The 23,552-nt window shown below is 71.5% G+C and carries 23 protein-coding genes and 3 pseudogenes; 14 read left to right on the top strand and 12 right to left on the bottom strand.

Going from position 1 to position 23,552, the window contains the following annotated elements; all coding sequences use genetic code 11:
- Position 1 precedes the first annotated feature (1 nt).
- Genes H577_RS0101165 through H577_RS0101155 form a run of 3 tightly spaced genes read left to right on the top strand, consistent with a single transcriptional unit; the run spans position 2 to position 2,880 of the window.
- A complete protein-coding gene (locus H577_RS0101165; protein ID WP_029144392.1) occupies positions 2-763 on the top strand; it encodes a lysophospholipid acyltransferase family protein in 762 nt (253 codons plus the stop codon).
- Positions 753-1,895, top strand: coding sequence for an NAD(P)H-dependent glycerol-3-phosphate dehydrogenase (locus tag H577_RS0101160; RefSeq protein WP_036283245.1), 1,143 nt, complete (start codon positions 753-755; stop codon positions 1,893-1,895). The genes H577_RS0101165 and H577_RS0101160 overlap by 11 nt, the downstream gene beginning before the upstream one ends.
- Positions 1,795-2,880: a D-alanine--D-alanine ligase family protein gene (locus H577_RS0101155; protein WP_084515720.1), complete on the top strand. Its 1,086-nt coding sequence runs from the start codon at positions 1,795-1,797 to the stop codon at positions 2,878-2,880. Before H577_RS0101160 ends, H577_RS0101155 begins: the two co-directional genes overlap by 101 nt.
- Positions 2,881-2,883: 3 nt before the next feature.
- Here the strand turns inward: H577_RS0101155 and H577_RS0101150 are convergent, their stop codons facing one another.
- Positions 2,884-3,420: a DUF3515 family protein gene (locus H577_RS0101150; protein ID WP_029144389.1), complete on the bottom strand. Its 537-nt coding sequence runs from the start codon at positions 3,418-3,420 to the stop codon at positions 2,884-2,886.
- A 65-nt stretch (positions 3,421-3,485) separates the two neighbouring features.
- Between H577_RS0101150 and thiL the strand changes: the two genes are divergently transcribed.
- The gene (thiL, locus tag H577_RS0101145) at positions 3,486-4,487 is read left to right on the top strand and encodes a thiamine-phosphate kinase (RefSeq protein ID WP_029144388.1); all 1,002 of its coding nucleotides are present in this window, start codon (positions 3,486-3,488) and stop codon (positions 4,485-4,487) included.
- 4 nt (positions 4,488-4,491) lie between these two features.
- On the opposite strand, the gene rsmD is transcribed toward thiL, so the two are convergent.
- The gene (rsmD, locus tag H577_RS0101140; protein WP_029144387.1) at positions 4,492-5,049 is read right to left on the bottom strand and encodes a 16S rRNA (guanine(966)-N(2))-methyltransferase RsmD; all 558 of its coding nucleotides are present in this window, start codon (positions 5,047-5,049) and stop codon (positions 4,492-4,494) included.
- 49 nt (positions 5,050-5,098) lie between these two features.
- Between rsmD and H577_RS0101135 the strand changes: the two genes are divergently transcribed.
- The 6 genes from H577_RS0101135 (at position 5,099) to mutM (ending at position 10,207) form a co-directional block, all read left to right on the top strand.
- Positions 5,099-7,261: an ATP-dependent DNA helicase RecG gene (locus H577_RS0101135; RefSeq protein WP_029144386.1), complete on the top strand. Its 2,163-nt coding sequence runs from the start codon at positions 5,099-5,101 to the stop codon at positions 7,259-7,261.
- A 46-nt stretch (positions 7,262-7,307) separates the two neighbouring features.
- Entirely contained in the window at positions 7,308-7,805 is a 498-nt protein-coding gene (gene coaD / locus H577_RS0101130) for a pantetheine-phosphate adenylyltransferase (RefSeq protein WP_029144385.1), read from the top strand.
- 84 nt (positions 7,806-7,889) lie between these two features.
- On the top strand, positions 7,890-8,396 hold the full coding sequence (locus H577_RS0101125) for a YceD family protein (protein WP_051191653.1): 507 nt from the start codon (positions 7,890-7,892) through the stop codon (positions 8,394-8,396).
- 6 nt (positions 8,397-8,402) lie between these two features.
- Positions 8,403-8,612 carry a 50S ribosomal protein L32 gene (gene rpmF / locus H577_RS0101120; RefSeq protein ID WP_029144383.1) on the top strand — a complete coding sequence of 70 codons (210 nt, stop codon included), beginning with the start codon at positions 8,403-8,405 and terminating at the stop codon, positions 8,610-8,612.
- A 10-nt stretch (positions 8,613-8,622) separates the two neighbouring features.
- Positions 8,623-9,315, top strand: coding sequence for a ribonuclease III (gene rnc, locus H577_RS0101115; protein ID WP_029144382.1), 693 nt, complete (start codon positions 8,623-8,625; stop codon positions 9,313-9,315).
- A 4-nt stretch (positions 9,316-9,319) separates the two neighbouring features.
- Entirely contained in the window at positions 9,320-10,207 is an 888-nt protein-coding gene (gene mutM / locus H577_RS0101110) for a bifunctional DNA-formamidopyrimidine glycosylase/DNA-(apurinic or apyrimidinic site) lyase (RefSeq protein WP_029144381.1), read from the top strand.
- 69 nt (positions 10,208-10,276) lie between these two features.
- Here the strand turns inward: mutM and H577_RS0101105 are convergent, their stop codons facing one another.
- From H577_RS0101105 to H577_RS0101095, 3 genes are all read right to left on the bottom strand, one after another.
- Complete coding sequence (locus H577_RS0101105; RefSeq protein WP_029144380.1) at positions 10,277-11,272, bottom strand: Abi family protein; 996 nt, start codon at positions 11,270-11,272, stop codon at positions 10,277-10,279.
- Positions 11,273-11,448: 176 nt separating this feature from the next.
- The gene (locus H577_RS0101100) at positions 11,449-11,943 is read right to left on the bottom strand and encodes a GNAT family N-acetyltransferase (protein ID WP_094458786.1); all 495 of its coding nucleotides are present in this window, start codon (positions 11,941-11,943) and stop codon (positions 11,449-11,451) included.
- A gap of 23 nt (positions 11,944-11,966) precedes the next feature.
- Complete coding sequence (locus tag H577_RS0101095) at positions 11,967-12,311, bottom strand: ArsR/SmtB family transcription factor (RefSeq protein ID WP_029144378.1); 345 nt, start codon at positions 12,309-12,311, stop codon at positions 11,967-11,969.
- Between the two features lie 74 nt (positions 12,312-12,385).
- Between H577_RS0101095 and H577_RS0101090 the strand changes: the two genes are divergently transcribed.
- From H577_RS0101090 to H577_RS14660, 3 genes are read left to right on the top strand one after another with little or no spacing between them, the layout of a single operon-like run.
- Positions 12,386-13,714 (top strand): FAD-dependent oxidoreductase, encoded by a 1,329-nt coding sequence (locus H577_RS0101090; RefSeq protein WP_029144377.1) that lies wholly within the window; start codon positions 12,386-12,388, stop codon positions 13,712-13,714.
- Positions 13,711-14,775, top strand: coding sequence for a flavin-containing monooxygenase (locus H577_RS0101085; protein WP_029144376.1), 1,065 nt, complete (start codon positions 13,711-13,713; stop codon positions 14,773-14,775). Before H577_RS0101090 ends, H577_RS0101085 begins: the two co-directional genes overlap by 4 nt.
- Entirely contained in the window at positions 14,768-15,997 is a 1,230-nt protein-coding gene (locus H577_RS14660; RefSeq protein ID WP_207947907.1) for an MFS transporter, read from the top strand. The genes H577_RS0101085 and H577_RS14660 overlap by 8 nt, the downstream gene beginning before the upstream one ends.
- 7 nt (positions 15,998-16,004) lie before the next feature.
- On the opposite strand, the pseudogene H577_RS18000 reads toward H577_RS14660, so the two are convergent.
- From H577_RS18000 to merA, 6 genes and pseudogenes are all read right to left on the bottom strand, one after another.
- Positions 16,005-16,403: pseudogene (locus H577_RS18000) on the bottom strand (arsenate-mycothiol transferase ArsC); the annotation flags it as partial.
- Positions 16,404-16,454: 51 nt separating this feature from the next.
- Positions 16,455-16,853, bottom strand: a pseudogene (locus H577_RS17995) (arsenate reductase ArsC); the annotation flags it as partial.
- Between the two features lie 16 nt (positions 16,854-16,869).
- On the bottom strand, positions 16,870-17,871 hold the full coding sequence (locus tag H577_RS0101070) for a metalloregulator ArsR/SmtB family transcription factor (RefSeq protein ID WP_029144374.1): 1,002 nt from the start codon (positions 17,869-17,871) through the stop codon (positions 16,870-16,872).
- A complete protein-coding gene (gene arsB, locus H577_RS0101065) occupies positions 17,868-18,947 on the bottom strand; it encodes an ACR3 family arsenite efflux transporter (protein ID WP_029144373.1) in 1,080 nt (359 codons plus the stop codon). Before arsB ends, H577_RS0101070 begins: the two co-directional genes overlap by 4 nt.
- Positions 18,948-19,492: 545 nt before the next feature.
- Positions 19,493-20,159 (bottom strand): annotated as a pseudogene (merB, locus tag H577_RS14655) (organomercurial lyase MerB).
- A 47-nt stretch (positions 20,160-20,206) separates the two neighbouring features.
- Positions 20,207-21,631, bottom strand: a complete 1,425-nt coding sequence (merA, locus tag H577_RS0101050; RefSeq protein WP_029144372.1) for a mercury(II) reductase — start codon at positions 21,629-21,631, stop codon at positions 20,207-20,209.
- Between the two features lie 110 nt (positions 21,632-21,741).
- On the opposite strand from merA, the gene H577_RS0101045 reads away from it, so the two are divergent.
- Positions 21,742-22,131: a heavy metal-responsive transcriptional regulator gene (locus H577_RS0101045; protein WP_029144371.1), complete on the top strand. Its 390-nt coding sequence runs from the start codon at positions 21,742-21,744 to the stop codon at positions 22,129-22,131.
- Between the two features lie 162 nt (positions 22,132-22,293).
- Here the strand turns inward: H577_RS0101045 and H577_RS0101040 are convergent, their stop codons facing one another.
- A complete protein-coding gene (locus H577_RS0101040; protein ID WP_029144370.1) occupies positions 22,294-23,457 on the bottom strand; it encodes a permease in 1,164 nt (387 codons plus the stop codon).
- Positions 23,458-23,552 lie beyond the last annotated feature (95 nt).

Raw genomic sequence — 23,552 nt, 5'->3', positions numbered from 1 at the left:
CATGGGCGCCCGCACACGCCCGCGCGCGTCCGCGGAGAAGACCCGGCCGAGCGTGTTCTGGCTGCTCGGTGCGATCATCGTGCCGGTGCTGGGGATCTTCGTGCGCATCGAGATCCGGGGCGGCGAAAAGCTGCCGCGCGCCGGCGCCTACGTGCTGGTGACCAATCATCACAGCGAGATCGACCCGCTCACCGTCGCCGCGTCGGTGTGGCGGCTGGGGCGCGCCCCCCGGTTCATGGCGAAAGAGAGCCTGTTCCGCGTACCGGTGCTCGGCTGGGCCCTGCGCGCCACCGGAATGGTGCCGGTCGCGCGCGCGTCGTCGTCCGCCGCGGCGCGGCACACGCTCGAGACCTCACGTGCGCTCGTCGAGCACGGGCGCGGCGTCATCGTCTACCCCGAGGGAACCCTCACCCGCGACCCCGACCTGTGGCCCATGCGCGGAAAGACCGGTGCCGTGCGCTTGGCGATGAGCGGGGACATCCCGGTCATCCCGCTCGTGCACTGGGGCGAGCAGGAGATCCTGCCCCGCTACGGCAAGCTGCGGCTGTGGCCGCTGCGCAAGCGGGTCGTGGTCGTCGTCGGGGACCCCATCGACCTCAGCGCCTACCACGGCACACAGAACGCGACGCTGACCGCCGCGACCACGGCCGTCATGGACCGGCTGGCCGAGATGCTCGCCGAGCTCCGCGGCATCCCCGCCCCCGCCCGCCGGTGGAACCCGGCCGAGCACGGCCAGAAGGAGACCGGTCGTCTTGACTCCTAAACATGAACGCGGCCGCGAGGCAGGCCACGTCGCCGTGCTGGGTGCGGGCAACTGGGGCACCACGTTCGGCAAGATCCTCGCCGACGGCGGCGCCCACGTGACCATGTGGGCGCGGCGACCGGAGCTGGCCCATGAGATCAGCGAGGCCAAGCGCAACAGCCAGTACCTGCCCGGCATCAACCTGCCGCGCAGCATGACGGCCACCACCGACCTCGCCGCCGCCCTCGACGGGGCACAGCAGGTGTACGTGTGCGTCCCCAGCCAGTCCGCGCGTGAGAACCTCACACCGGTGCGGGCGTTGGTCGCGCACACCGACGTGCCGATCGTGTCGCTGATGAAGGGCATCGAGAAGCGCACCGGCCTGCGGATGAGTCAGGTGCTGCACCAGGTGCTCGACTGCGACCCCGACCGTATCGCCGTGGCATCCGGACCCAACCTGGCACTGGAGATCGCCCGGGAGCAGCCGACCGCCGCCGTCGTGGCATCCACCAGTCAGACCACGGCCGAGGCGGTCGCGCGACGAGCGCGCAACCGGTACTTCCGCACGTATGTGAACACCGACGTGATCGGCACCGAGTTCGGCGGGGTGCTCAAGAACCTCATCGCCGTGGCCATCGGCATCGTCGACGGCGTCGGCTACGGCGAGAACACCAAGGCGTCGATCATCACCCGGGGGCTCGTCGAGATGACCGACTTCGCGGTCGCGCAGGGCGCGCAGCCCGAGACGCTGCAGGGACTGGCCGGGCTCGGCGACCTGATCGCCACCTGCCAGTCACCGCTGAGCCGCAACAACACCGCCGGTCGCCTGCTCGGTCAGGGCTACAAGCTGCAGGACGTGGTCAAGCAGATGCAGCAGACCGCCGAGGGGCTGGCGTCGGTGGCGCCCGTGCTGCAGCTGGCACGGGCCGCGCACGTGGAGATGCCGATCGTCGAGCAGGTCAAACGGGTGCTGGACGGCACGATGGACCCGCGGGACATCGCCCCGCACCTGACCACGGACGACGACACACCGACCGGTGAGAGGACGCAGAATGGACAAGCGCGCGGTGGCGGTGCTCTTTGGCGGTCGATCCAGCGAGCATTCGATCAGCTCCGCGACGGCGGGGGGAGTGCTGCGCGCGATCGACCGTGACCGCTTCGAGGTGATCCCGATCGGCATCACCCGCGAGGGCGCGTTCGTGCTCGAGGACGACGACCCCGACAAGTTCACGCTCGACCCGCATCACCTGCCCGAGGTGGTCGACAACGGCACCCGGGTGATCTGGCCCGATTCGACCCGCAGCCGCGAACTGCGGGTGACGGATGCCACGGGCACGCGCTCGCTCGGCGAGGTCGACGTGGTGCTGCCCATCCTGCACGGCCGGTTCGGTGAAGACGGGACGATCCAGGGCTTTCTGGAACTGCTCGACATGCCCTATGCGGGTGCCGGGCTGCTGATGTCGGCGATCGGCATGGACAAGCACACCACCAAGAACGTGCTGCGGGCGGCGGGGGTGCCGGTGGTGCCGTGGGTCTCGGTCACGCGCACCGGGCTCGCTCGCGACCGCCGGCTGTGGGAGCAGCGGATCCGCGCGCTCGGTCTGCCGGTGTTCGTGAAGCCGGCGCGTGCCGGATCGAGCGTCGGGGTGTCGAAGGTCGACGCGTGGGACGGACTGGACGCCGCGTTCGAGGTCGCGTTCGCCGAGGACGACACCGTGCTGGTCGAGCAGGCCGTGGCCGGGCGGGAACTCGAGTGCGGTGTGCTCGAGGGACGGGACGGCGGCGAACCCCGCGTGAGCGTCGCCGGCGAAGTGGTGATCTCGGGGCGAGACTTCTACGACTTCGCCGCCAAGTACCTGGACGCCCCCGGCATCGACCTGGTCTGCCCGGCCGACCTGCAGGCGGGCGAGTTGCGCGAGATGCAGCGGATCGCCGCACGTGCCTTCGAGGCGGTGGGCGGGCAGGGCCTGGCGCGGGTGGACTTCTTCTTCACCGGCACCGAGTTCTACGTCAACGAGGTGAACACCATGCCCGGGTTCACCCCGATCTCGATGTTCCCGACCTGCTGGATCGCCAGTGGCATGACCTACACCGAACTGATCACCGACGTGATCGACACCGCGCTCACGCGGGGCTGAGTGTCATCCCGCCGGTGTGCCCGCCGGGGTCGTCGCGGGGGTGGGCACCGGTGTCGGCGCGGGGGTGTCATCGGGAGTGGCCGGCGCGGTGCACTGCGCGGTCTGATGCGTGTCCGCCGACACCAGACGTCCCATCTGGGTGAGCACGGCGTTCGGGTCGACGCGTGCGTCGCTGCCGTCGAGGTACAGCTGCACGGCCGGGGTGCGGCCGTAGCTGGTGATGCGGAAGTTCGGTTGCTTCGACTCATCGACCAGCCAGTCGACCCCGCCCAGCGAGACGCACTTCAGCGTGCTCGGCCCCGGCGGGGTCACCCCGCACGCGAAGATGACGCGGGTGGGGGTGCCCCATGCGGCGGTCGACTGGGCATCGGTCCATACCCGCTGCTGATCGGCCAGCGTGTCGGGAAGTCTCACCATGATCGCCGCACAGGCAGGGTCGTTCGCATGCGGCCCCGGCTCGAGGCTCACCGTGGCCGAACATCCGGTCAGTGCGACCCCGAGGGCGGCGAGCGCGACGAACACACGGGGAAGGCGGGGCACCCCTCCAGGCTACCCGCGGCGCGGCCGCCGGTCGGCCAGAATGGAAGGCCAGGGAAGGGGCTGCGGTGACCTCCAGCGATCCACACGACGATCCGTCGATCGGCGAACTCGGTGAGGCTCAGGTGCTCCAGGCGGTGCTCGCCCGGTTCGGCCCGTCGAGCGCCGAACTCGGGCCCGGCGACGACGCGGCCGTGATCGCCGCCCCCGGCGGGCGCATCGTCGCCTCGGTCGACACGCTCGTGCACGGGCCCGACTTCCGGCTGGCCTGGACCGACGGCCGCGACCTCGGTTGGAAGGCCGCGGCCGTGAACCTCGCCGACATCGCCGCCATGGGCGCCCGGCCCACCGCTCTGCTGGTGGCGCTGACCGTACCCGACGCGACCCGGCTCTCGATGCTGACCGGCATCGCCGACGGGCTGCGCAGCGCCTGCGAGGCGCTCGCGCCCGGCTGCGCGGTCGAGGGTGGCGACCTCACCGTCTCAGACACGCTCACCATCGCGGTGACCGCCCTGGGCGTGCTGGATGCCGGTCGCTTCGTCACCCGCGCCGGCGCCCGGCCCGGCGACGTCCTCGCCCTCGCCGGCGACCTCGGGCGTGCGGCCACCGGTCTGCGCCTGCTGTTCACCCGCTTCCGCGACCACACCGGCACGCCCGTGCCGGTCGACCGCGGCCTGCTCGACGCTGACGAGGCCGCCGCCGTCGACGCCCAACTGCGCCCGCACCCGCCGATCGCCGCCGGCGTCGCTGCAGCGCGCGCGGGCGCGGTCGCGATGATGGACGTGTCGGACGGACTCGGCCTGGACGCGTCCCGGTTGGCCGCGGCATCCGGCGTCACCCTCGACCTCGACCCGACCACGCTCGGGCCCGACGTGCCGACCGCGCTGGCCGGGGGAGAGGACCACGCCCTGCTGGCCGCGTTCGGGCCCTCCGCGGCGCTGCCGGACGGGTTCCGTCCGATCGGCCGGGTGCTGCCCGGCGGCCCGTACCCGCTCACCGTCGCCGGTACGCCGTACACCGAACGCGGCGGATGGGATCCGTATCAGGACTGGGACAGCGCCCGCGGGTGAGCGGTCACCGGCGGCGCAACCACCACACTCCGGTATCGCCGTACCGCTTCTCGCGGTCGAGCACGAGCCTTCCCGGCAGCGGCGGCAGCCCGTCGCGCGCGGCGCGTTCCAGCACGAACAGCCCGTCCTCGGCCATCAGCGTCACGCAGCCGGCCAGCACGACCCCGATCGCCTCGTCGGCGAGATCGTACGGCGGGTCGGCGAAGACCAGATCGTACGGTCCGGCACCGCCGCGCACGAACGAGGTCACGCTCGCGCGGTGCACGCGGGCGGGGGTGGATGCCGCAGCCTTCGCGACCCGTGCCGCGTTGGCCCGGGCCACCTGGGCGGCGCCCGCCGCGTGCTCGACCAGGTCGGCCGAACTCGCCCCGCGGCTGAGCGCCTCCAGACCCAGCGCGCCGGTGCCCGCGTACAGGTCGAGCACCCGCGCCCCGGCGATCGCATCGGCGGACTCGAGTGCGGCGAACAGCGACTCGCGCACCCGGTCGCTGGTCGGGCGGGTGCCCGCCGCGGGCACGTCGAGACGGATGCCGCGGGCGGCGCCGGCGATGATGCGCGTCACGGTTCCACCCTACAAACCACTGTCGCCGGCGGTGCCTAGACTCGAAGACATGTCGGCCTTCACGCTCGAGACGCGGCTGGACGGCGCGCTGGGCGGCAAGACCGCGAACGCGCTGAACCGCGCCTTCGGCATGCGCACGGTGGCCGACCTTCTCGGCCACTATCCGCGGCGGTACGCCCGCCACGGCGAGCTCACCCCCATCGACTCACTGGTGCCGGGCGAGCAGGCGACGATCGTCGCCGAGATCCTCAGCGTGAACGAACGGCCCATGCGCAATCGCCGGGGGTCGCTGCTGGAGGTCGTGCTCACCGACGGCCGCGGGCGGCTGCAGTTGACGTTCTTCAACCAACGCTGGCGCATGGGCGAGCTCGTTCCCGGGCGGCAGGGGATGTTCTCGGGCAAGGTCGGCGTCTACGGCAGGGACAAGCAGTTCACGCACCCCGAGTACGAGCTGCTCGACGATGCCGACACCGCACGCATGCACGCCGAGGCGCGGGCGCATGAGCCGATCCCGATCTACCCGGCCACCTCCACCGTCGCCACCTGGCAGCTGCGCCGCATCGTCGCGCTGGTGCTCGACGGGCTCGGTGAGGTCGACGATCCGTTGCCGGCCGCGTTGCGACAGCGGCATCGACTGCTGGATGCCCGCACCGCGCTCGAGCGCATCCATCGCCCCGATTTCGAAGACCAGATCCCCGACGCCAAGCGCACCCTGCGCATGCATGAGGCACTCGTCCTGCAGACCGCACTGCTGCAGCAGCGCCAGTTCGTACGCGCCATGTCGGCCACACCCCGACCGGCCGGTGATCTGCTGGCCGCCTTCGACGCGGCGCTGCCGTTCTCGCGCACCGACGACCAGGTCGCCGTCGGCGAGCGGATCACCGCCGATCTGGTGGCCGGATGGCCGATGAACCGGCTGGTGCAGGGCGAGGTCGGCTCGGGCAAGACCCTGGTCGCGCTGCGGGCCATGCTGCAGGTGGCCGAAAGCGGCGGGCAGTCGGCGCTGATCGCGCCCACCGAGGTGCTCGCCGGCCAGCACCTGCGCTCGATCACCCGGATGCTGGGGCCCCGGCTGGCCCCCCAGGTGATGCCGACCCTGCTGACCGGGCAGCTGAGCGCGGCCGAGCGACGCAAGGCGGCGCTGCGGGTGGCCAGCGGGCAGGCGCTGATCGTGGTCGGCACGCACGCCCTGCTCAGCGAGAGCACGACGTTCGCCGACCTGGGTCTGGTGGTGGTCGACGAGCAGCACAGGTTCGGGGTCGAACAGCGTGAGACGCTGCGGGCGAAAGGCAGCAGTCCGCACGCCCTGGTGCTCACCGCGACGCCCATCCCGCGCACCGTGGCGATGACCGTGTTCGGCGATCTGGACGTGTCCACGATCCGTGCCATGCCACCCGGCCGTGCCGGCGTCCAGACCTTCGTGGCGCCGGTCGGCGAGAAACCGTTGTGGTTCGGCCGCGTCTGGGATCGGATCGCCGAAGAGGTCGCCCAGGGTCGTCAGGCGTTCGTGGTGTGCCCTGCGATCGATGCGGAGGGCGCGGCATCCACCCGCACCGACGACGGCGACCCGCTGCCGGTCGACCAGTCCGCCCGCCCGGCGCGCTGGGGGGTGGTGCAGGCGGCGCAGCTGTTGGAACGGCATCCCGCGTTCGCCCGGGTGCGGGTGCAGATTCTGCACGGACGCATGCCCGGCGACGAGAAGGACGCCGTGATGCGCGCGTTCGCGGACGGCGACATCGATGTGCTGGTGGCGACCACTGTCATCGAGGTCGGCGTCGACGTGCCGAATGCGTCCACGATGGTGATCCTCGAGGCCGACCGTTTCGGCGTGTCGCAGCTGCACCAGTTGCGCGGCCGGGTCGGGCGGGGGAGCGTGCCCGGGCTGTGTCTGCTGGTCACCGAGGCGGGCCCCGACACGCCGGGGCGCGAGCGTGTCGAGGCGGTCGCTGCCACCGCAGACGGGTTCGAGCTGGCCGAGAAAGACCTCGAGCTGCGTGGCGAAGGAGACGTGCTCGGCGACGCGCAGTCCGGGGCGCGGTCGTCGCTGCGCATGCTGCGCGTGGTCAAGGACGCCGACCTCATCGCGCTTGCGCGGCAAGAGGCCGAGGCGATCCTCGACGACGACCCGGCCCTGCTGCGACACCCCGGGCTGGCCCGTGCCATCGAGCGACGACTGGATGCCACCGAGCGGGCGGCGCTCGCCAAGAACTGACCGTGCACGGGCCGGGCGGCGGCGGCGCGCCCGGTAGGCTGGTGGGGTGAGCAACCGGATCGCCGTCGTCCCGGGGTCGTTCGACCCGCCCACCCTCGGTCACCTCGATGTGATCCGCCGCGCCGCCGCCCTGTACGACACCGTGCACGTGGTCGTGGTGCACAACCCCGACAAGCAGGCGATGCTGCCCATCGCGCAGCGGCTGTCGCTGCTGGAGCAGTCGATCTCAGAGCAGCAGATCTCCGGCGACATCGTGGTGGCGTCATGGAGCATGGGCCTGCTCGTCGACTATGCCGCGGACGTGAACGCGGGGGTGCTCGTGAAGGGCATCCGTTCGCAGGCCGACGTGGCCTACGAGACGCCGATGGCGATCGTGAACCGCAACCTCGCCGGTATCGAGACCGTGTTCCTGCTTCCCGACCCCGCGCACACCCTCGTGTCCAGTTCCCTGGTGCGTCAGGTCGCGGGTCTGGGCGGCGATGTCACGCCGTACGTGCCCGGTCCGGTGGCGCGGTTCCTCGACACCGGCGCCCGCGGGATCTGACCCGGCTAGACTTCCGGGGTGAGAAACCCCCGTCCCGGCGCCTTCAGCGTGCTCGTGCGCGACCTCGTGCATCACCCTGGCGAGATGCGCGAGGCATCCTTCGACGTTCCCGCCGACACCCGATGGGGTGAAGGACTGGTCTCGGTGCCGGCCGGAGAAGACGTCGCCGTCGACGTGCGGCTCGAGTCCGTGCACGAGGGCATCCTCGCCTCCGGAACGGCGCGCACCCGCTATACGGGGGAGTGCGGACGGTGCCTGATCGCCATCGACGCGCCTGTCGAAGTCGAGTTCCAGGAGCTTTTCGCGTATCCTGGACGGGAAGCGAACGACTTCGAGGTTCAAGACGACCACGTGGATCTTGAAACTCTTGTTCGGGACGCCATCGTCCTGGCGCTTCCGTTTCAGCCGGTGTGCCGGCCGGACTGCCCGGGATTGGACCCGATCACGGGCGCGCGTCTGGCCGACGAGCCGGATGCCACACCCCGCCCGAGCGTCGATCCGCGCTGGTCGGCGCTTGCGGGATGGGCATCGGAACCGGTCGAGGGCGAGAACGACAGCGCCCCGCACGCAGACCCAGACAACGAAGGATGAACAGCCATGGCAGGTAACCCCCCCAAGCGGAAGGTCTCCCGCTCCAACACCCGTTCGCGTCGCGCACAGTGGAAGGCCACCGCGCCCGCCCTGGTGAAGACCGTCGAGAACGGCAAGGTCGTCTACAGCCGCCCGCACCAGGCGAAGGTCGTCACCGACTCGCAGGGCACCGAGCTGTTCCTCGAGTACAAGGGCCGCAAGGTCGCCGACGTCTGATCGGCGTTCCGTGGCGCAGCCGGGGGGCGAGCACGCTCCGTTGACCGACAAGCTCGGGGTCGAGATCGACCCCGAGCTTCTGTCGTTGGCTCTCACCCACCGGTCCTACGCGTACGAGCACGGCCACCTGCCGCACAACGAGCGTCTGGAGTTCCTGGGTGACTCCGTGCTCGGTCAGGCGGTCACCGTGCTGCTGTACACCCGGCATCCGGAACTCGACGAGGGCGCGCTCGCCAAGCGGCGCGCCAGCGTCGTGTCCACGGTCGCCCTCGCCGAGGTGGCCCGCGGCATCGACCTGGGTGCGCACCTGCGGCTCGGCCGCGGCGAGGACCAGACCGGCGGACGCGACAAGGACTCCATCCTGGCCGACACCATGGAAGCGGTGATCGGCGCCACCTACCTGTCGGCCGGCCCCGACGCGGCCACCGAGCTGGTGCACCGGTTGGTGGAGCCGCTGCTGGCCGATCCCGACCGGTACGGCGCGGCTGTCGACCCCAAGACGAGCCTGCAGGAACTGGCCGCGCGGCGGGGCTTTTCGCCACCGGTGTACAGCGTCGAGGCGACCGGCCCCGACCACGACCGTGTGTTCACTGCCACCGTCGTTGTGGGCGAGGTCAGCGGCACCGGCACCGGCACCAGCAAGAAGCACTCCGAGATGGCCGCCGCGCTGCAGCTGTGGCGGGAGCTGTCGGCGCAGGACTGAGCCGATGCCCGAACTCCCCGAGGTCGAGGTGGTGCGCCTCGGCCTGGCGCCTGCCGTCAGCGCTGCGCACGTGACCGCGGTGACGGTGCACGACGAGCGCGCACTGACCCGCCATGTCGGCGGCGCCGCCGACTTCGAGCGTCGGCTGACCGGCATGACGCTGCGTGCCGCAGTGCGTCGGGGCAAGTTCCTGTGGCTGCCGATCGTGGGCACGGGCGAGGCCGTGATCGGACACCTGGGTATGAGCGGTCAACTGTTGCTGCGCGAATCCGGAGCACCCGTTCAACGGTTCGAGCGCATCCGCCTAGACATCCAGCATCCCGATCATGGCGAGCTGGCGGTGGTGTTCGCCGACCAACGCACGTTCGGCTCGCTCGCGATCGATCCGCTGGTGCCGACGTCGGACAAAGCTGCGGGTGGGCGAGGGGATGCGGCACCGCTCGTGCCCGCGCAGGTCGCGCACATCGCGCGCGATGTGCTGGATCCCGCCTTCGACGACGCGCTCTTCCGGCATCGCCTGGCCCGCAAGGACTCGGCGATCAAGCGCGTGCTGCTGGACCAGACCGTGGTCAGCGGCATCGGCAACATCTACGCCGACGAGGCACTCTGGGCCGCCCGCATCCACCCAGAGACGCCCGCCCGGGCGCTGTCGACGCGGGCCGTGCACCGACTGCTCGCCGAGGTGCGCGCGGTGCTTCTCAAAGCGCTGGCCGAGGGTGGTACGAGCTTCGATGCCCAATACGTCAACGTCAACGGCCAGGCCGGACGAATGACATTGGATGTATACGGGCGGGAAGGTCGCCCGTGCAAGCGCTGCGGCACCCCGATCGTGCGCGAGCGATTCATGAACCGCTCCAGCCACTTTTGCCCAGTCTGCCAGCGGAAACGCTAGCCGAACGCTCGCGTTCAACCCAACCACGAGTGATAATCCGACCTCTGTCATGACGGATCGTCAGGCGGCTCAGTCGAGCTGTCGACGCCAGAACGGGTCGTCTGCCCAGTCGTCGGGGATGCCCATGCCACGCAGGTTCATCGCGGGGCGGGAGTCGACCAGTTCGTGAAGTCGCCGCGCCCAGCCGCTGCGCGGGGAGATCGTTTCCAGGACCGTCTGCAGGGAGACGAGGACGGGGTAGAGCCGCTTCCTCGATCTCTCGGGCAGCGCTTCGGTTCCTTCGAGCCAGGACACGATGGGCGAGTTCGGGATCGCCGGGTAGACGCCGAGGCCGACGTTCCACAGTCGGCCGTGGTGGGCGCAGACGTTGCGAACGCGGACGTAGGTCTGCATCCAAGACTCGAGCACGGGCGCTGTCAGGCCGATGCTCCGGGCGACGGCGGTCCGATCAGAGCGGCGCTTCAGATTCCGGTACCCGCTAGTGAGCTGTCCGACGGTGAGGGTCTCGACCATGAGCCAGGACGGCGGCAGCTCGGGTGAGCCGTAGGTGGTGAGGTAGTGCTCGAGCGCCGAGCGGTGGACCAGCGAGTCCTCCCCGGCGTCCGGGGTGCCGCGGAGCCGCTCGTCGCAGGTGTCCCTGACGATCTTCAGAAGTCCCGCATGCTTGCCGCGGTCGCGGAAGTGTGAGGCGTCCATGTACCAGTGCGGGTCGTCGTAGACCGTCGACATGTGATCGGTCAGCGCCGCGCGCACGGCGACCTCGACGCGCTCGAGGGCGTCGATGACCACCGAGCGCAGCGCCCGGTCGAAAACGTAGAGGTCGAGCACGTCGTCGAACGACGTCCCATCTCGCAGGCGATGCTCCGGTCCGGCCGTCTGAAACGGGATCGTGTAGGGGGAGAGGCGGTAGTATCCGATGTGGCGCAGGTGCCGCAGCGCCCGGTCCCGGTTGACGATGACCAGTCCGCGGTCGGCGAGGCGGTCGACGAGATCTTCCAGCTCCATTGGCGGCTTGTCGTAGCTCAGCGTTCCGCGCGGGCGGGGCGCGCGGCGCGGCTGCGGCATCGACGCTCCCTCCTCTATGCGGGCAGAGAAAATCCCCCAAGTGCGCATCGTGGAGAGGCGTGGGGGATGTAGTGCCCTCAGGCTACCACGGACGGGTCGAGGCGTCGACCGTGCGCGTCTGTCGGCCGACGAGCACCACCACCTTGCGGCCCGGTGCGTAGCCGGAGTCGTGAGGTTCAAGAAGTCGTCGCGGGTGCGCGCCGCTCGATGAGCACGGTGTCCCGCCACTGGCCGGCGAGCGGCCCGCACGGCATCAGCCCGATCCGCTCGCGGCGTCCGACGACCCTGAATCCGGCGCTCTGGTGGAGTTTCAGGCTGGCGGCGTTCTCGGGGAAGATCGAAGACTGGACCGTCCAGACGCCTGATCGGTCGGCGACGGCGAGGAGGTCTCCGAGCAGCTGCGATCCGACGCCGCGCCCGGCCGCGTGAGGGGCGACGTAGACCGAGTGCTCGACGACGCCCCGGTAGACGGGGCGGGCCGAGACGGGTCCGGCGGCGGCCCAGCCGAGCACGCGGTCATCACCGTCGACGGCGACGAGCATGAGGTCGGGACGCTTGCCGGACGCGAACGCGTGCCAGTCCGGCGGGGGCTCGGCTTCGAAGGTGGCGTGGCCGGTGGCGATGCCTGCGCGGTAGATGGCCTCGACGGCGGGCCAGTCGGCCGGCGTCATGGGCCTGGTCGCCAGCGGCTCCATCAGGCGTTGAGCGCCTTGGCTGCGGCGGCGAGGGTGTCGATGGTGGGGCGGTAGTAGGCCCAGCGGCCGCGCTGCTCGCGGGCGACGAGCCCGGCCTCGACGAGCAGCTTCATGTGGTGGGAGACGGTGGGCTGGGAGAGCCCGACGGGCTCGGTGAGGTCGCAGACGCACATCTCGCCGTCGCTGCTGCCGGCGATGAGGGACATGAGCTTGACCCGGGTGGGGTCGCCGAGGGCCTTGAACACCTTCGCGAGGTCGTGGGCGAGGCCGTCGTCGATCGTCTCGCCGAGGACGCAGCAGGGCGCGACGTCGGCCGTGGCCTCGGTGGCGGGAGGAGTGCTCATGCCTCCATTCTGCCTCACGTATTGACATCTGTCGATACGTGAGGCAGGCTCGACACATCGAAGAACGTCAATACGTGGAGGTTGCAGTGAATCCCGTCATCGTCATCGGAGCCGGCCCGCAGGGTCTGGCCGCCGCCGCCCACCTGCTCGAGCGCGGGCTGGAGCCGCTGGTCCTGGAATCGGGCGACACCCCGGCGTCGGCTGTCACGGAGTGGGGCCATGTGCGCCTGTTCTCGCCGTGGTCGGAGCTCACCGATCCCGCGGCCCGCCGCCTGCTCGAGCCCTCCGGCTGGAGCACGCCTGACAAGGACTACCCGACGGGCGCGCAGTGGGTCGAGGGCTACCTCGCTCCGCTCGCCGAGGCGCTGGGCGACCGCGTCCGGTACGGCTCGCGCGTGGTCGGGGTGGGCCGGAAGGGCCGCGACCTCTCGGTCGACGCCGGTCGGGCCGAGCAGCCGTTCGTCGTCCACGTCCGCCGCGCCGACGGGAGCCAGGAGCGGTTCGAGGCGCGTGCGGTGATCGATGCCTCGGGCACCTGGCGGGCCCCGAGCCCGGCGGGCGCGGACGGGCTGCCTGCCCTGGGCGAGGTCGACGCGGTCGAGGCCGGTCTGCTCGGCCATCGCACGCCGAGCCGGGATGAGGCTGCAGCCCTCGCCGGGAAGCACGTCGTGGTCGTCGGCAGCGGGCACTCGGCAGCGACCGCCATCGGTGACCTCGCGGCGGTGGTGCGCCGCGAGCCGGGCACCCGGGTGACGTGGGCGCTGCGCCGCGGCTCCGTCGGCAACGCGTTCGGCGGCGGGCCCGCCGACGAGCTGCCCGAGCGCGGTGCCCTGGGCCAGCGGGCGAGGAAGGCCGTCGAGGACGGCCTCGTCGACCTGGTCACCGGGTTCCGCACCGAGGAAGTGCGGATCGAGGACGGCCGGGCGGTCCTGGTCGCCGAGGACGGCCGCCGGCTCGCTCCCGCGGACCGGGTGGTCGTCGCGACCGGGTTCCGCCCGGACCTGTCGTTCCTGTCCGAGGTGCGCCTGGACCTGGACGTGCGGCTGCAGGCCCCGGCGAAGCTCGCCGCCGAGGTCGACCCGAACGTCCACTCCTGCGGCTCGGTGCGCGCCACGGGCGCGGCCGACCTCGCCCACCCGGAGCCCGGCTTCTACATCGTCGGAGCGAAGTCCTACGGCCGCGCTCCGACGTTCCTGGCGATGACCGGGTACGAGCAGGTCCGCAGCGTGGCCGCCGAGCTCGCCGGTGACCACGACGCCGCGTCGCGGGTGGAGCTGGAGCTGCCCGACACCGGGGTGTGCGGCGGGTCGGGCCTGTTCGACGCGCCCGAAGAGGCGTCGTCCGGCGGCTGCTGCGCGCCCGCGCCGCAGCTGATCCAGCTCGGCACGAGGACGGCGGGATGAGCCGCGGCCGCCTGATCGTCGTCGGCGGCGGCCAGTCCGGGCTGGCCGCCGCCCGTGCCGGGCTCGTGAACGGCTGGGAGCCGGTCCTCATGGAGGCCGGGCCGGAGCCGGTCGGGTCCTGGCCGCGCTACTACGACAGTCTGCGCCTGTTCTCCCCGCGCGGCTACAGCGCCTTCCCCGGCCACCCATTTCCCGGCGACCCGGACGGCTACCCGGGCCGCGACGAGGTCGTCGACTACCTCCGCGGCTATGCCCGCAGTCTTGATGTCGAGATCCGAACCGGGGCTCGGGTCGTCGGCGTGGCCGCGGACGGCCTCTCGTTCATGGTCGAGCTGGCCGACGGGAGCAGGTTCGAGGGGTCCGCGCTGATCGCCGCCTCGGGCTCGTTCGGCAACCCGCACGTGCCGACGATCCCCGGTCAGAGAGCCTTCGGCGGCCGGGTCCTGCACGTGGCCGACTACCGGTCCCCGGAGGAGTTCTCGGACCAGCGGGTCGTGGTCGTCGGCGCGGGCAACTCCGCCGTCCAGGTCGCCCACGAGCTCGCCGACCACGCCAGGACGTCGCTGGCGGTGCGGGACCGGGTCCGGTTCGCGCCGCAGGTCATCGCCGGAAAGGATCTGCACTGGTGGTTGAAGGTGACCCGCGCCGACCTGCTGCCGCCGTCGGTCCTCGCCCGGATCGTCACCGGCACCCCAGTGATCGGCACCGACAAGTACCGGAAGGCGCTGGAGGCGGGACGCCCCGACCAGCGGCCCATGTTCGCCGAGTTCGCCTCCGACGGTGTCGTGTGGCCGGACGGCTCGCGGGAGCAGGTCGACGCGGTGGTGTTCGCGACCGGTTACCGGCCGCATCTGCCGTACCTGCGTTCCCTCGGCGTCCTCGACGAAGCCGGCATGCCGAGACATGACCGTGGGGTCGCGACCGGCCTGCCGGGTGTGGGTTTCCTCGGTCTGGAGTTCCAGCGCTCGTTCTCCTCGAACACGCTGCGCGGGGTCCACCGCGACGCCGACTACGTGGTCACGGCTCTGGCCGGGCAGCCGCGGGGTGCCGCCGTTGCCTGAGCTGGCGACGCGCCCAGCGCTGGGGACGGTGCTGGCGGCGCTGTGCGTGACCGAGATCGCCTCCTGGGGCCTGCTCTACTACGCCTTCCCCGTCCTCGCCCCGCGGATCAGCGCCGACACTGGCTGGTCGCCGGTCGTCGTCGCCTCGGCATTCTCGGCCGCGCTGGTCGTCTCGGCGCTGGCCGGGGTGCCGGTCGGCCGGGTCATCGACCAGCACGGGCCGCGCCGCATCATGTCCGCCGGCTCGATCCTCGGCGTCCTCGCCCTCGTGGTGATCGCCGTCTCGCCGGAACTGCCGGTCTTCATCGGCGGCTGGGTGCTGGCCGGGGCCGCGATGGCCGGGGTGCTCTACCCGCCGGCTTTCGCCGCGATCACCGGCTGGTTCTCGGGTCGACGCCTGGGTGCGCTGGCGACGCTCACCCTGGTCGCTGGCCTGGCCAGCACGGTGTTCGCTCCGCTGACCGCGACCGTCGGCGCGCACGTGGGCTGGCGGGCGACCTACCTGTGGGCGTCGGTCGTCCTCGCCGTGCTCACGGTCCCGGCTCACTGGTTCCTCCTGCGTCGGCCCTGGCCCGCGAAGCAGCACCCCGAGGAACCCGCCGTCGACCGCGCCCACGCAACGGAGGTCCTGCGCAGCGCACGGTTCCGGCTGCTCGCAGCGGGACTCACCCTGGTGTCGCTGGCGATGTACTCCGGACTGCTCGCCCTGGTCCCGCTCATGCTCGAGCGCGGCCTGACCGCGCAGTCCGCGGCATGGGTGTTCGGCCTCGGCGGCATTGGCCAGGTCGCCGGCCGCCTCGTCTACACCGGTCTGGCGCGCCGCGTCCCGCTGACCGCGCGCACCGCGACGGTGTTCGTCCTGGTGTCGGCGAGCACGCTCGCCCTCGCCGTCGTACCGGGCCCGGTCGGCCTGCTGGTCGCGGCGGCGATGGCCGCCGGGATCGGGCGCGGGATCGCGACGCTGCTGCAGGCGACCGCGATCACCGACCGCTGGGGCCCGCGCGCCTACGGCCACCTCTCCGGCGTCCTGGGCCTGCCGGTGCTGCTGGCCACAGCCCTCGCCCCGTTCGCCGGCGCGGTGCTGGCCGAGGCGACCGGCGGCTACGCGCACGCGTTCCTCGTCCTCGCCGCCCTGGCAGCGGTCGGGACGGTGCTCATGATCGCCAGCTCACGCACCCAGGCTCCCCGCCGGGCGGAGGCCACGGCCGAGCAGACGGCGTGACCCGGGTTCAGGCCTTCGACGAGACGACCAGATCTGAGAGGAGGCCGCGGGCCTTCTCGGCGAGTTCGTCGCGGATCAGACGCATCCGCTCCTCGCCCTCGATCCCGCGGTCTGACGGCTCGTGGATGCTCCAGGTCTCGATGGTCCCGGCCATCCCCGGCGCGGGCTCGACGACGGCCTCGTCGCCGATGACGACGACGCGGTCCACGGTGCGCAGCAGGGCCGGGTCGATCGGCTTGGGGTGCTCGCCGGCCATGCTCGCCCCGACCTCCGCGACCGAAGCAGCGGACAGCGCATTGAGCGACGCCCCTGGGGCCGTGCCCGCGGAGTAGACCTCGACGGCGTCGCCGGCGATCTGGCGCATGAGGGCGGCGGCCATCTGCGACTTCCCGCCGTTCTTCTTGCAGACGAACAGCACCGCCGGCACCTGCCCGCGTTCCTCCTGCTCGGCGGGCGCGAGCAGTTCGTCGACCAGCTTCTCGATGCGGGCGCGGATCTCGTCTCGGATCGGGCGGACGGCGTCGATGCCCTGGCCGGCGGGGTCGTCGAGGGTCCAGTCCTCGTAGCGCTTGCCGGGGTAGAAGGGGCAGGTGTCGCCGCAGCCCATGGTGATCACGACGTCGGAGTCCTGCACCGCTTCGGTGGTGAGGATCTTGGGCTGCTCCGCGGCGATGTCGATGCCCACCTCGGCCATCGCTTCGACGGCGACCGGGTTGATCTGATCGGCGGGCATCGAGCCCGCCGATCGGACCTCGATGCGGTCGCCGGCGAGGCGGCGGAGCCAGCCGGCGGCCATCTGGGAGCGGCCGGCGTTGTGGACGCAGACGAAGAGGACGGAGGGCTTCGGATCGGTCATGTTCGGTCCTGTTCTTTCAGTCGGTGAGGGCGGCGATGAGCGTGCGGACGCGGCGCTCGATGTCGTCGCGGATCGCTTCGACTCCTTCGGGCGAGGCCAGGGCGGGGTCGCCGACGGCCCAGTCCTCGTAGCGGACGCCGGGGATGATCGGGCAGACGTCGCCGCAGCCCATGGTGACGACCACGTCGGCGGCGCGGACGGCGTCGTCGGTGAGGGGCTTCGGGAAGGCTCGGTCGGCTTCCTGCCCGCCCTCGATCTCGGCGAGCAGCGACCGGACGTGCGGGTGCACGTCCGCCGCCGGCGTCGACCCCGCCGAGCGCGCGATCACCCTGCCTCCGGCGAGCCGGTTGACGATCGCCGCGGCCAGTTGGGAGCGGCCGGCGTTGGCGACGCACACGAACAGCACCTGCGGCCGGCCTGCCTCCCGGTCTCGCGTCAGGTCGGCCAGGCGCTGGCGGGCGAAGCGCTCGGTGAGCGGGATCATGTGCTGGGTGAGCTTGGCCGAGCGGGCGAGGCCCGCGTAGGACTCGCGCACGATCGCGATCACGAGGTCGCGGTCCAGGCCGGCCGTCTCGTCGGCCAGCTCCTCGCCCAGGCGGGTGACCCGGCCGTCCATGTCCGGCAGCGTCTGAGCGCGGGCCTCCGCATTCTCGGGGGCGTCGGCGACCGCGGCGGGGGCGAACGCGTCGAGCAGCGCGGAGACGGCGCGCCGCCTCGCCGGGGCGATCCGGTACCAGACCCAGGTGCCACGGCGCTCCGACAGCAGCAGCCCGGTCTCCTTGAGCACCTTCAGGTGATGGGAGACCGTCGGCTGGGACACGTCGGCGAGCTCGGCGAGATCGCACACACAGGACTCGCCGCGGGGATCGGTCGCGATAGCGGACAGCATCCGCAGCCGCAGCGGCTCCGCCAGCGCCTTCAGCGCGCCGGCCACGGTCGTCGCGGCTTCCTGGCCGATCGCGTGCGTCGTGGACGGCGCGCAAGCCTCGGAACCGGTGACGGCTTCGGCGGTGGTCATGATGCACTCGATTCGGCGTAGGGGTCGGTGCGGAACCAGGCCTTTGCGCCCCAGAGGGACACGTAGACGAGGCCGACGAGCACCGGCACCTCGATCAGGGGCCCAACGACGCCGGCCAGCGCCTGCCCGGACGTGGCACCGAACGTGCCGATGGCGACGGCGATGGCGAGCTCGAAGTTGTTGCCCGCCGCGGTGAACGCGAGCGTGGTCGACCGGGCGTAGCCCAGGCCGAGGCCGCGGCCGAGCAGCATCCCGGCCAGCCACATGATCGCGAAGTAGGCCAGCAACGGCAGCGCGATCCGGGCGACGTCCAGCGGGTTGGAGGTGATCGCCTTCCCTTGCAGGGCGAACAGCAGCACGATCGTGAACAGCAGGCCGTAGAGCGCCCACGGCCCGATCACCGGCAGGAACTTCTCCTCGTACCAGTCCCGTCCGCGGCGCTTCTCGCCGATCCACCGCGACGCGAACCCGGCGACGAGCGGGACGCCGAGGAACACCAGCACGTTGAGCGCGATCTGCCCCACCGACACGTCCAGCCCCTGCGTGTCCAGGCCCAGCCAGCCGGGCAGGACAGTGAGGTAGAACCAGCCCAGGACGGAGAACATCACGACCTGGAAAACCGAGTTGATCGCCACCAGCACCGCGGTGGCCTCGCGATCCCCGCAGGCCAAGTCGTTCCAGATCACGACCATCGCGATGCACCGGGCCAGGCCGACGATGATCAGCCCGGTCCTGTACTCGGGCAGATCCGGCAGCAAGACCCAGGCGAGGGCGAACATGACCGCCGGGCCGACGAGCCAGTTCAGCACCAGCGAGGAGACCAGCAGCTTCCTGTCGCCGGTGACGGCGGCGACCCGGTCGTAGCGGACCTTCGCGAGCACCGGGTACATCATCACCAGCAGCCCCAGCGCGATCGGCACCGAGATCCCGCCGACCTCCATCCGGGACAGCAGCCCGGACAGCCCCGGGACAAGACGGCCCAGCAGCAGGCCGGCGACCATCGCCAGGCCAATCCAGGCGGGCAGCCACCGATCCAAGGTCGAGAGCCGTCGGGTCGCCGGGGACGCAGCGGTCACTGCTTGATTAGACATGCCTCTATATTGAAGCGCGTCGAATCAAATGGCAAATCGCTGCGCGTTCTGGTCGGCAATCTGCCTTGCGCGTGGAGCGGCAGGGCATCTGGTGACGGCATCCTCGTGGGCGTGTGGCCGGCTGCCGTGTCCGCGCCGGCTCGTCGTGTCCGCCAGCGCCGTTCCCGAGCGGCGTCTCGGCGAGACGCGGGCGGTCATCGATCCGCGCCGGCTGCTCGGCGTCGGTGTGCCGCTGGGTCCTGTGCGGCCCGCGTGGTCCGGGACGGACGGCAGTCGGCGTCCTGGGTTCGGCGGTGCGCCCCGGCTATTGCGGCCGCGGCGACGGCCAGGACGACTGCGATCCCCGCGGCGACGGTCCAGGGGCTGCGCAGGTGGCCGCCGATCCCGGCGAGCGCCCCTCCGGCGAGGACGAGCGGCAGTCCGCAGCAGAGCACCACGAAGAGAACCGCGCCGTCCGCCATCAGCAGCCCGCCGCCCGGTCGATCATCCGGTCGGCGCATTTGTCTTGCATTCTCGTGGCTGGGTCGTGATCAACAGCATGGGTGGACGTTGCGTCCGCCGGTGGCCCTTTCGGGGCCGTCCAGGAAAGCGGAGGCGAGTGCGGAGCCGAGCCAGTGGGCTTCTGCGACGGTGACGACCTGGCCGTCGGGGTGCTCGGCGAGCCATTCCTCGGCGTCCTCGGGCGAGGCGAAGTAGTGCACCTGGTTGCAGAAGGAGGAGCGGATCGAGGCGAAGCGCTCGGGGTCGATGAGGGACACCACGGCGGTGGCGGGCTCGACGCGGGTGACGCCTGCGGCGGGGTCGACAGTCACCCGGACGGTCTGGCCGCTGGTCGGCGAGGTCGACTCGCGCCGGGCGTGCGAGCAGGGCTGGGAAGGCCAGGGTGTCCAGGGCGCACCAGGTGTACAGGTCGTTCCCGTCGACGGCGAACCGGTGGACGGTGGGGCGCAGGGTGAGGCCCTGGCCGACGATCCGGTCCTGTTCGTCGTACTCGGTGTCGGGGACGAGCGCCAGGCCTGCGCGCACGTCGTCCTCGCTGCGGCCGGCCGCGTCGGCGAGGTCCTCCACCGCGAGTGGATGCCCTTCGACGAGCAGCCTCAGCAGCGGCACGAGCAGGCCGGCGTCGAGCCCGGACTCCTCGGTGCGGACGAGCCGGTCGGCCAGGCCTCCTGCCAGGTCGGTGGTGCGGTCGGTCATCGCGATCTCCTCGGATCTGTGATCGGTGGGCTGGGCCCCGTGCGCGCTCACGCGCAGCACGACAGGAGCGACGGATCGGTGGTGAAGGCCCTGGCGGCGATCCGGATGCCCTCGGCCATGGTCAGGTAGGGGGCCCAGGCGTCGGCGACCTCGGCGACGGTCTTGCCGAGCACGTGGACCCCTGCGGCGGCGAGCTCGCCGGCGTCCTTGGCGACGGCGGTGATGCCGAGGATCTTCCCGGTGTCGGCGTCCACAACGATCTTGACGAAGCCGCGGCTGTCGCGGTTGACCAGTGCGCGGGGAACATGATGCAGGGGCAGGACGCGGCAGTCGCAGCGGATCCCTGCGGCGACGACGTCCTTCTCGGTCATCCCGACCGCGCCGATCGCAGGGCCGGTGAACGTGACCCTCGGCAGCCGGGCGTAGTCCACGGCCCGGTCGGCGTCGGCGAACGCGTTCTCGGCGACGAGGGTGCCGTGCTGGGCGGCGACGTAGACGAACTCGGGGTGGCCGGTCACGTCGCCCGCGGCCCAGATCCGCGGGTGGGAGGACTGCATCCGGTCGGAGACGACCACCTCGCCGAGGTCCCCGGTCTCGACCCCGACCGCGTCGAGGCCGAGCCCGTCGGTGGCTGGTCGTCGCCCGAGGGCGAGGAGCACTTGGTCGGCGCGGAACTCCTCCCGGCCGCCGGCGACGTCGGCGGTGACGAAGGCCTGCCCGGTCGCGGCGTCCCGCGACACCCGCGTCGGCAGCGCACGGCGGACCACCCGGATGCCCTCGTCGGCGAACACCTCCTGCAGCGTCCTGGACACCTCCGGCTCCTCCTTCGACGCCAGCCGGGACCGCACCAGCACGGTGACCTCGGAGCCGAGCCGGGCAAACAGCTGCGCCTGCTCCAGGGCGACGTAGCCGCCGCCGATCACCAGCAGCGACTCAGGGACCTCCGTCAGCTCCATCGCCGTGGTCGAGGTCAGGTACCCGGTCTCGTCCAGACCGTCGATCGGCGGGGCCCACGGCCGAGCGCCGGTCGCGACCAGGTAGTGCCCGGCCTCGATCGTCTCGGTGCTCCCGTCGTCCCCGGCGACCTGGAGGACCGGTGCGTCGGGGGTGCCGGCGAACGCGGCGTCGCCGCGGCGGACGGCCCACCCGTAGGAGTCGGCGACGTCGGCGTACTTCTCGCCCCGCAGCGACTCGACCAGCGCCTGCTTCCCGGCGATCAGGGCGGGCATGTCCACCGGCCCCGCCGTCGTTTCGATCCCCGGGAACCGGTCGGCGGCGTCGGCCGCGGAGTGCCGTGCGTCGGCCGCGGCGATGAGGGCCTTCGACGGCACGCAGCCGGTGTTCACGCAGGTGCCGCCGAAGGTCCCGCGCTCGATCATCACCACCGACTTGCCGAGCGTGGTCGCGCGGATCGCGGCGGCGAACGCCCCGCCGCCCGATCCGATGATGGCGAGGTCGTACATGGTGGTCATCCCGGCTCCCTGTCGATGCTTGGACTTCTGGTCCCTGCTCAGCCATGCTGGACCTTCCAGTGCAGGGGAAGGTCAAGAGGACTTTCCGCCGATCGAAGAGGGGATGCGAGATGCGCATCGGGGAACTCGCAGAGCGGGCGGGCACGACGGCGAAGACGCTGCGCTTCTACGAGGAGCAGGGACTGCTTCCCCCGGCCGAGCGGACGCCGTCCGGATACCGCGACTACGCGCCCGAGACGGTCGCCCGGATCGACTTCGTCCACCGCGGCCAGGCCGCGGGCCTCACCCTCGCCCAGATCCGCCAGATCCTCGACATCCGGGACGGCGGCCACGCGCCCTGCGAGCACGTGCGCGACCTCCTCGATGCACGCCTGGCCGAGATCGAGCAGCAGATCGCCCAGCTCGCGGCGCTCCGAGACACCATCGCCGGGCTCAGGAACGACGCCGCGAAGCCCGACCTCGACTCGTGCAGCCCGGACCAGGTCTGCCGGTATCTGTGAGTGCTGCGCCGATCTCGCCGTCGTCGCCGGCCGGACCACCGTGCCGATCGGGCCGGCAGGCACTGGAGATGGACGATCTCGGTGAACCATCCGACTCGCCGCCAGCCGAGGCTTCATCGTCCTCGTGCGTCGCGGGCTGAGCCGTCCGCGGCGGAGAGCCGGTCAGTGGTGTCCGCGCTCTGCCGGCTCCGGGGAGCCGCCCATCATGCGGAGCATGCCGGTACTGCCGGTGCGGAGGAACACGGTCAGCAGGGCGGCGGCGAGTGCCAGGAAGGCGATGTTCAGCCAGGTGGTGTAGTTCCAGCTGATGCCGGTCTCGGCGACTGCCAGGTTCCGGTCGTGCGGGACCATGCCGAGCGGGCCGAAGATCAATTCGACGAGGTATCCGGCGACGACCATCGCGGCGTAGAAGACCAGGCAGATCCGGGACGTGGCCTTCCAGCCGTAGTACTTCTTGTAGATGAGGATGATCGGGATGATGATCAGGTCGGCGAACAGGAAGCTGACCACGCCGCCGAAGCTGATCCCGCCGTTCCACAGCACCGCCGCCAGCGGCACGTTCCCGACCGAGCAGACGAAGCTGACCACGGCCAGCAGTGGCCCGATCAGCGGGCCCAGCACGAACGAGGCGACCGGGTCTTCGGTGAAGAACACTGCCTGCAGCCAGGCCTTGGGCACCCATGCGGCGAACGCGCCGGCGATCAGCAGGCCCAGCACGATGTCGCGGAGCACGGCCGCCCAGTCCATCACGAAGTAGCGCGAGACCGCGGTCACGCCGTCCCGGGAGAGCAGCCGGGCCCAGAATCCGGCGTCGCCCTGGACGGACATGTCCATGGCGGCGTGGCCCTCCATCGACCCGGCGAGCCCCTGCTCGGCCTGCCGCCGCGCCGCCTCGACGATCCGGCCGCGCATCCAGAGCCTGAATCCGAGCGCGACCAGCACGATCATGATCGGGCCGCCGACGAACTCCGCGGCGGTGAACTGCCAGCCCATCACGAACCACAGGACCAGCCCGAGCTCGAGCACCAGGTTGGTCGAGGCGATCTCGAAGGCCATCGCCGCCGCGAAGTCCGCGCCCTTGCGAAACAGCGCCCGGGCCAGCGCGACCGCGGCGTAGGAGCAGGACGAGGACGCCGCGCCGAACAGCGCGGAGACCGCGATCGATCTCGGCGAGTCGTCGGCCATCAGCTGCGTGACGCGCTCCTTGCGCACCACCGCCTGGATGACGCCGGACAGCATGAAACCGAGCACGAGGGGCCAGAGGATCTGCCAGCCCATCGAGCCGGCCATCGCCAGCGCGTCGACGACTGCGCTCAGGACGTCCATCCGGATTCCTTCCTCCCGGCAACACGGTCAGCGACTGTTCGGCCATCCGGTCCCGTACCCGGACGCGGCCCGTCCACGCGCGGATTGCGCCGAGC

The organism is Microbacterium luticocti DSM 19459 (assembly GCF_000422405.1).
Classification (GTDB): Bacteria; Actinomycetota; Actinomycetes; order Actinomycetales; family Microbacteriaceae; genus Microbacterium; species Microbacterium luticocti.
This window is presented reverse-complemented; position numbering and strand designations above follow the sequence as displayed.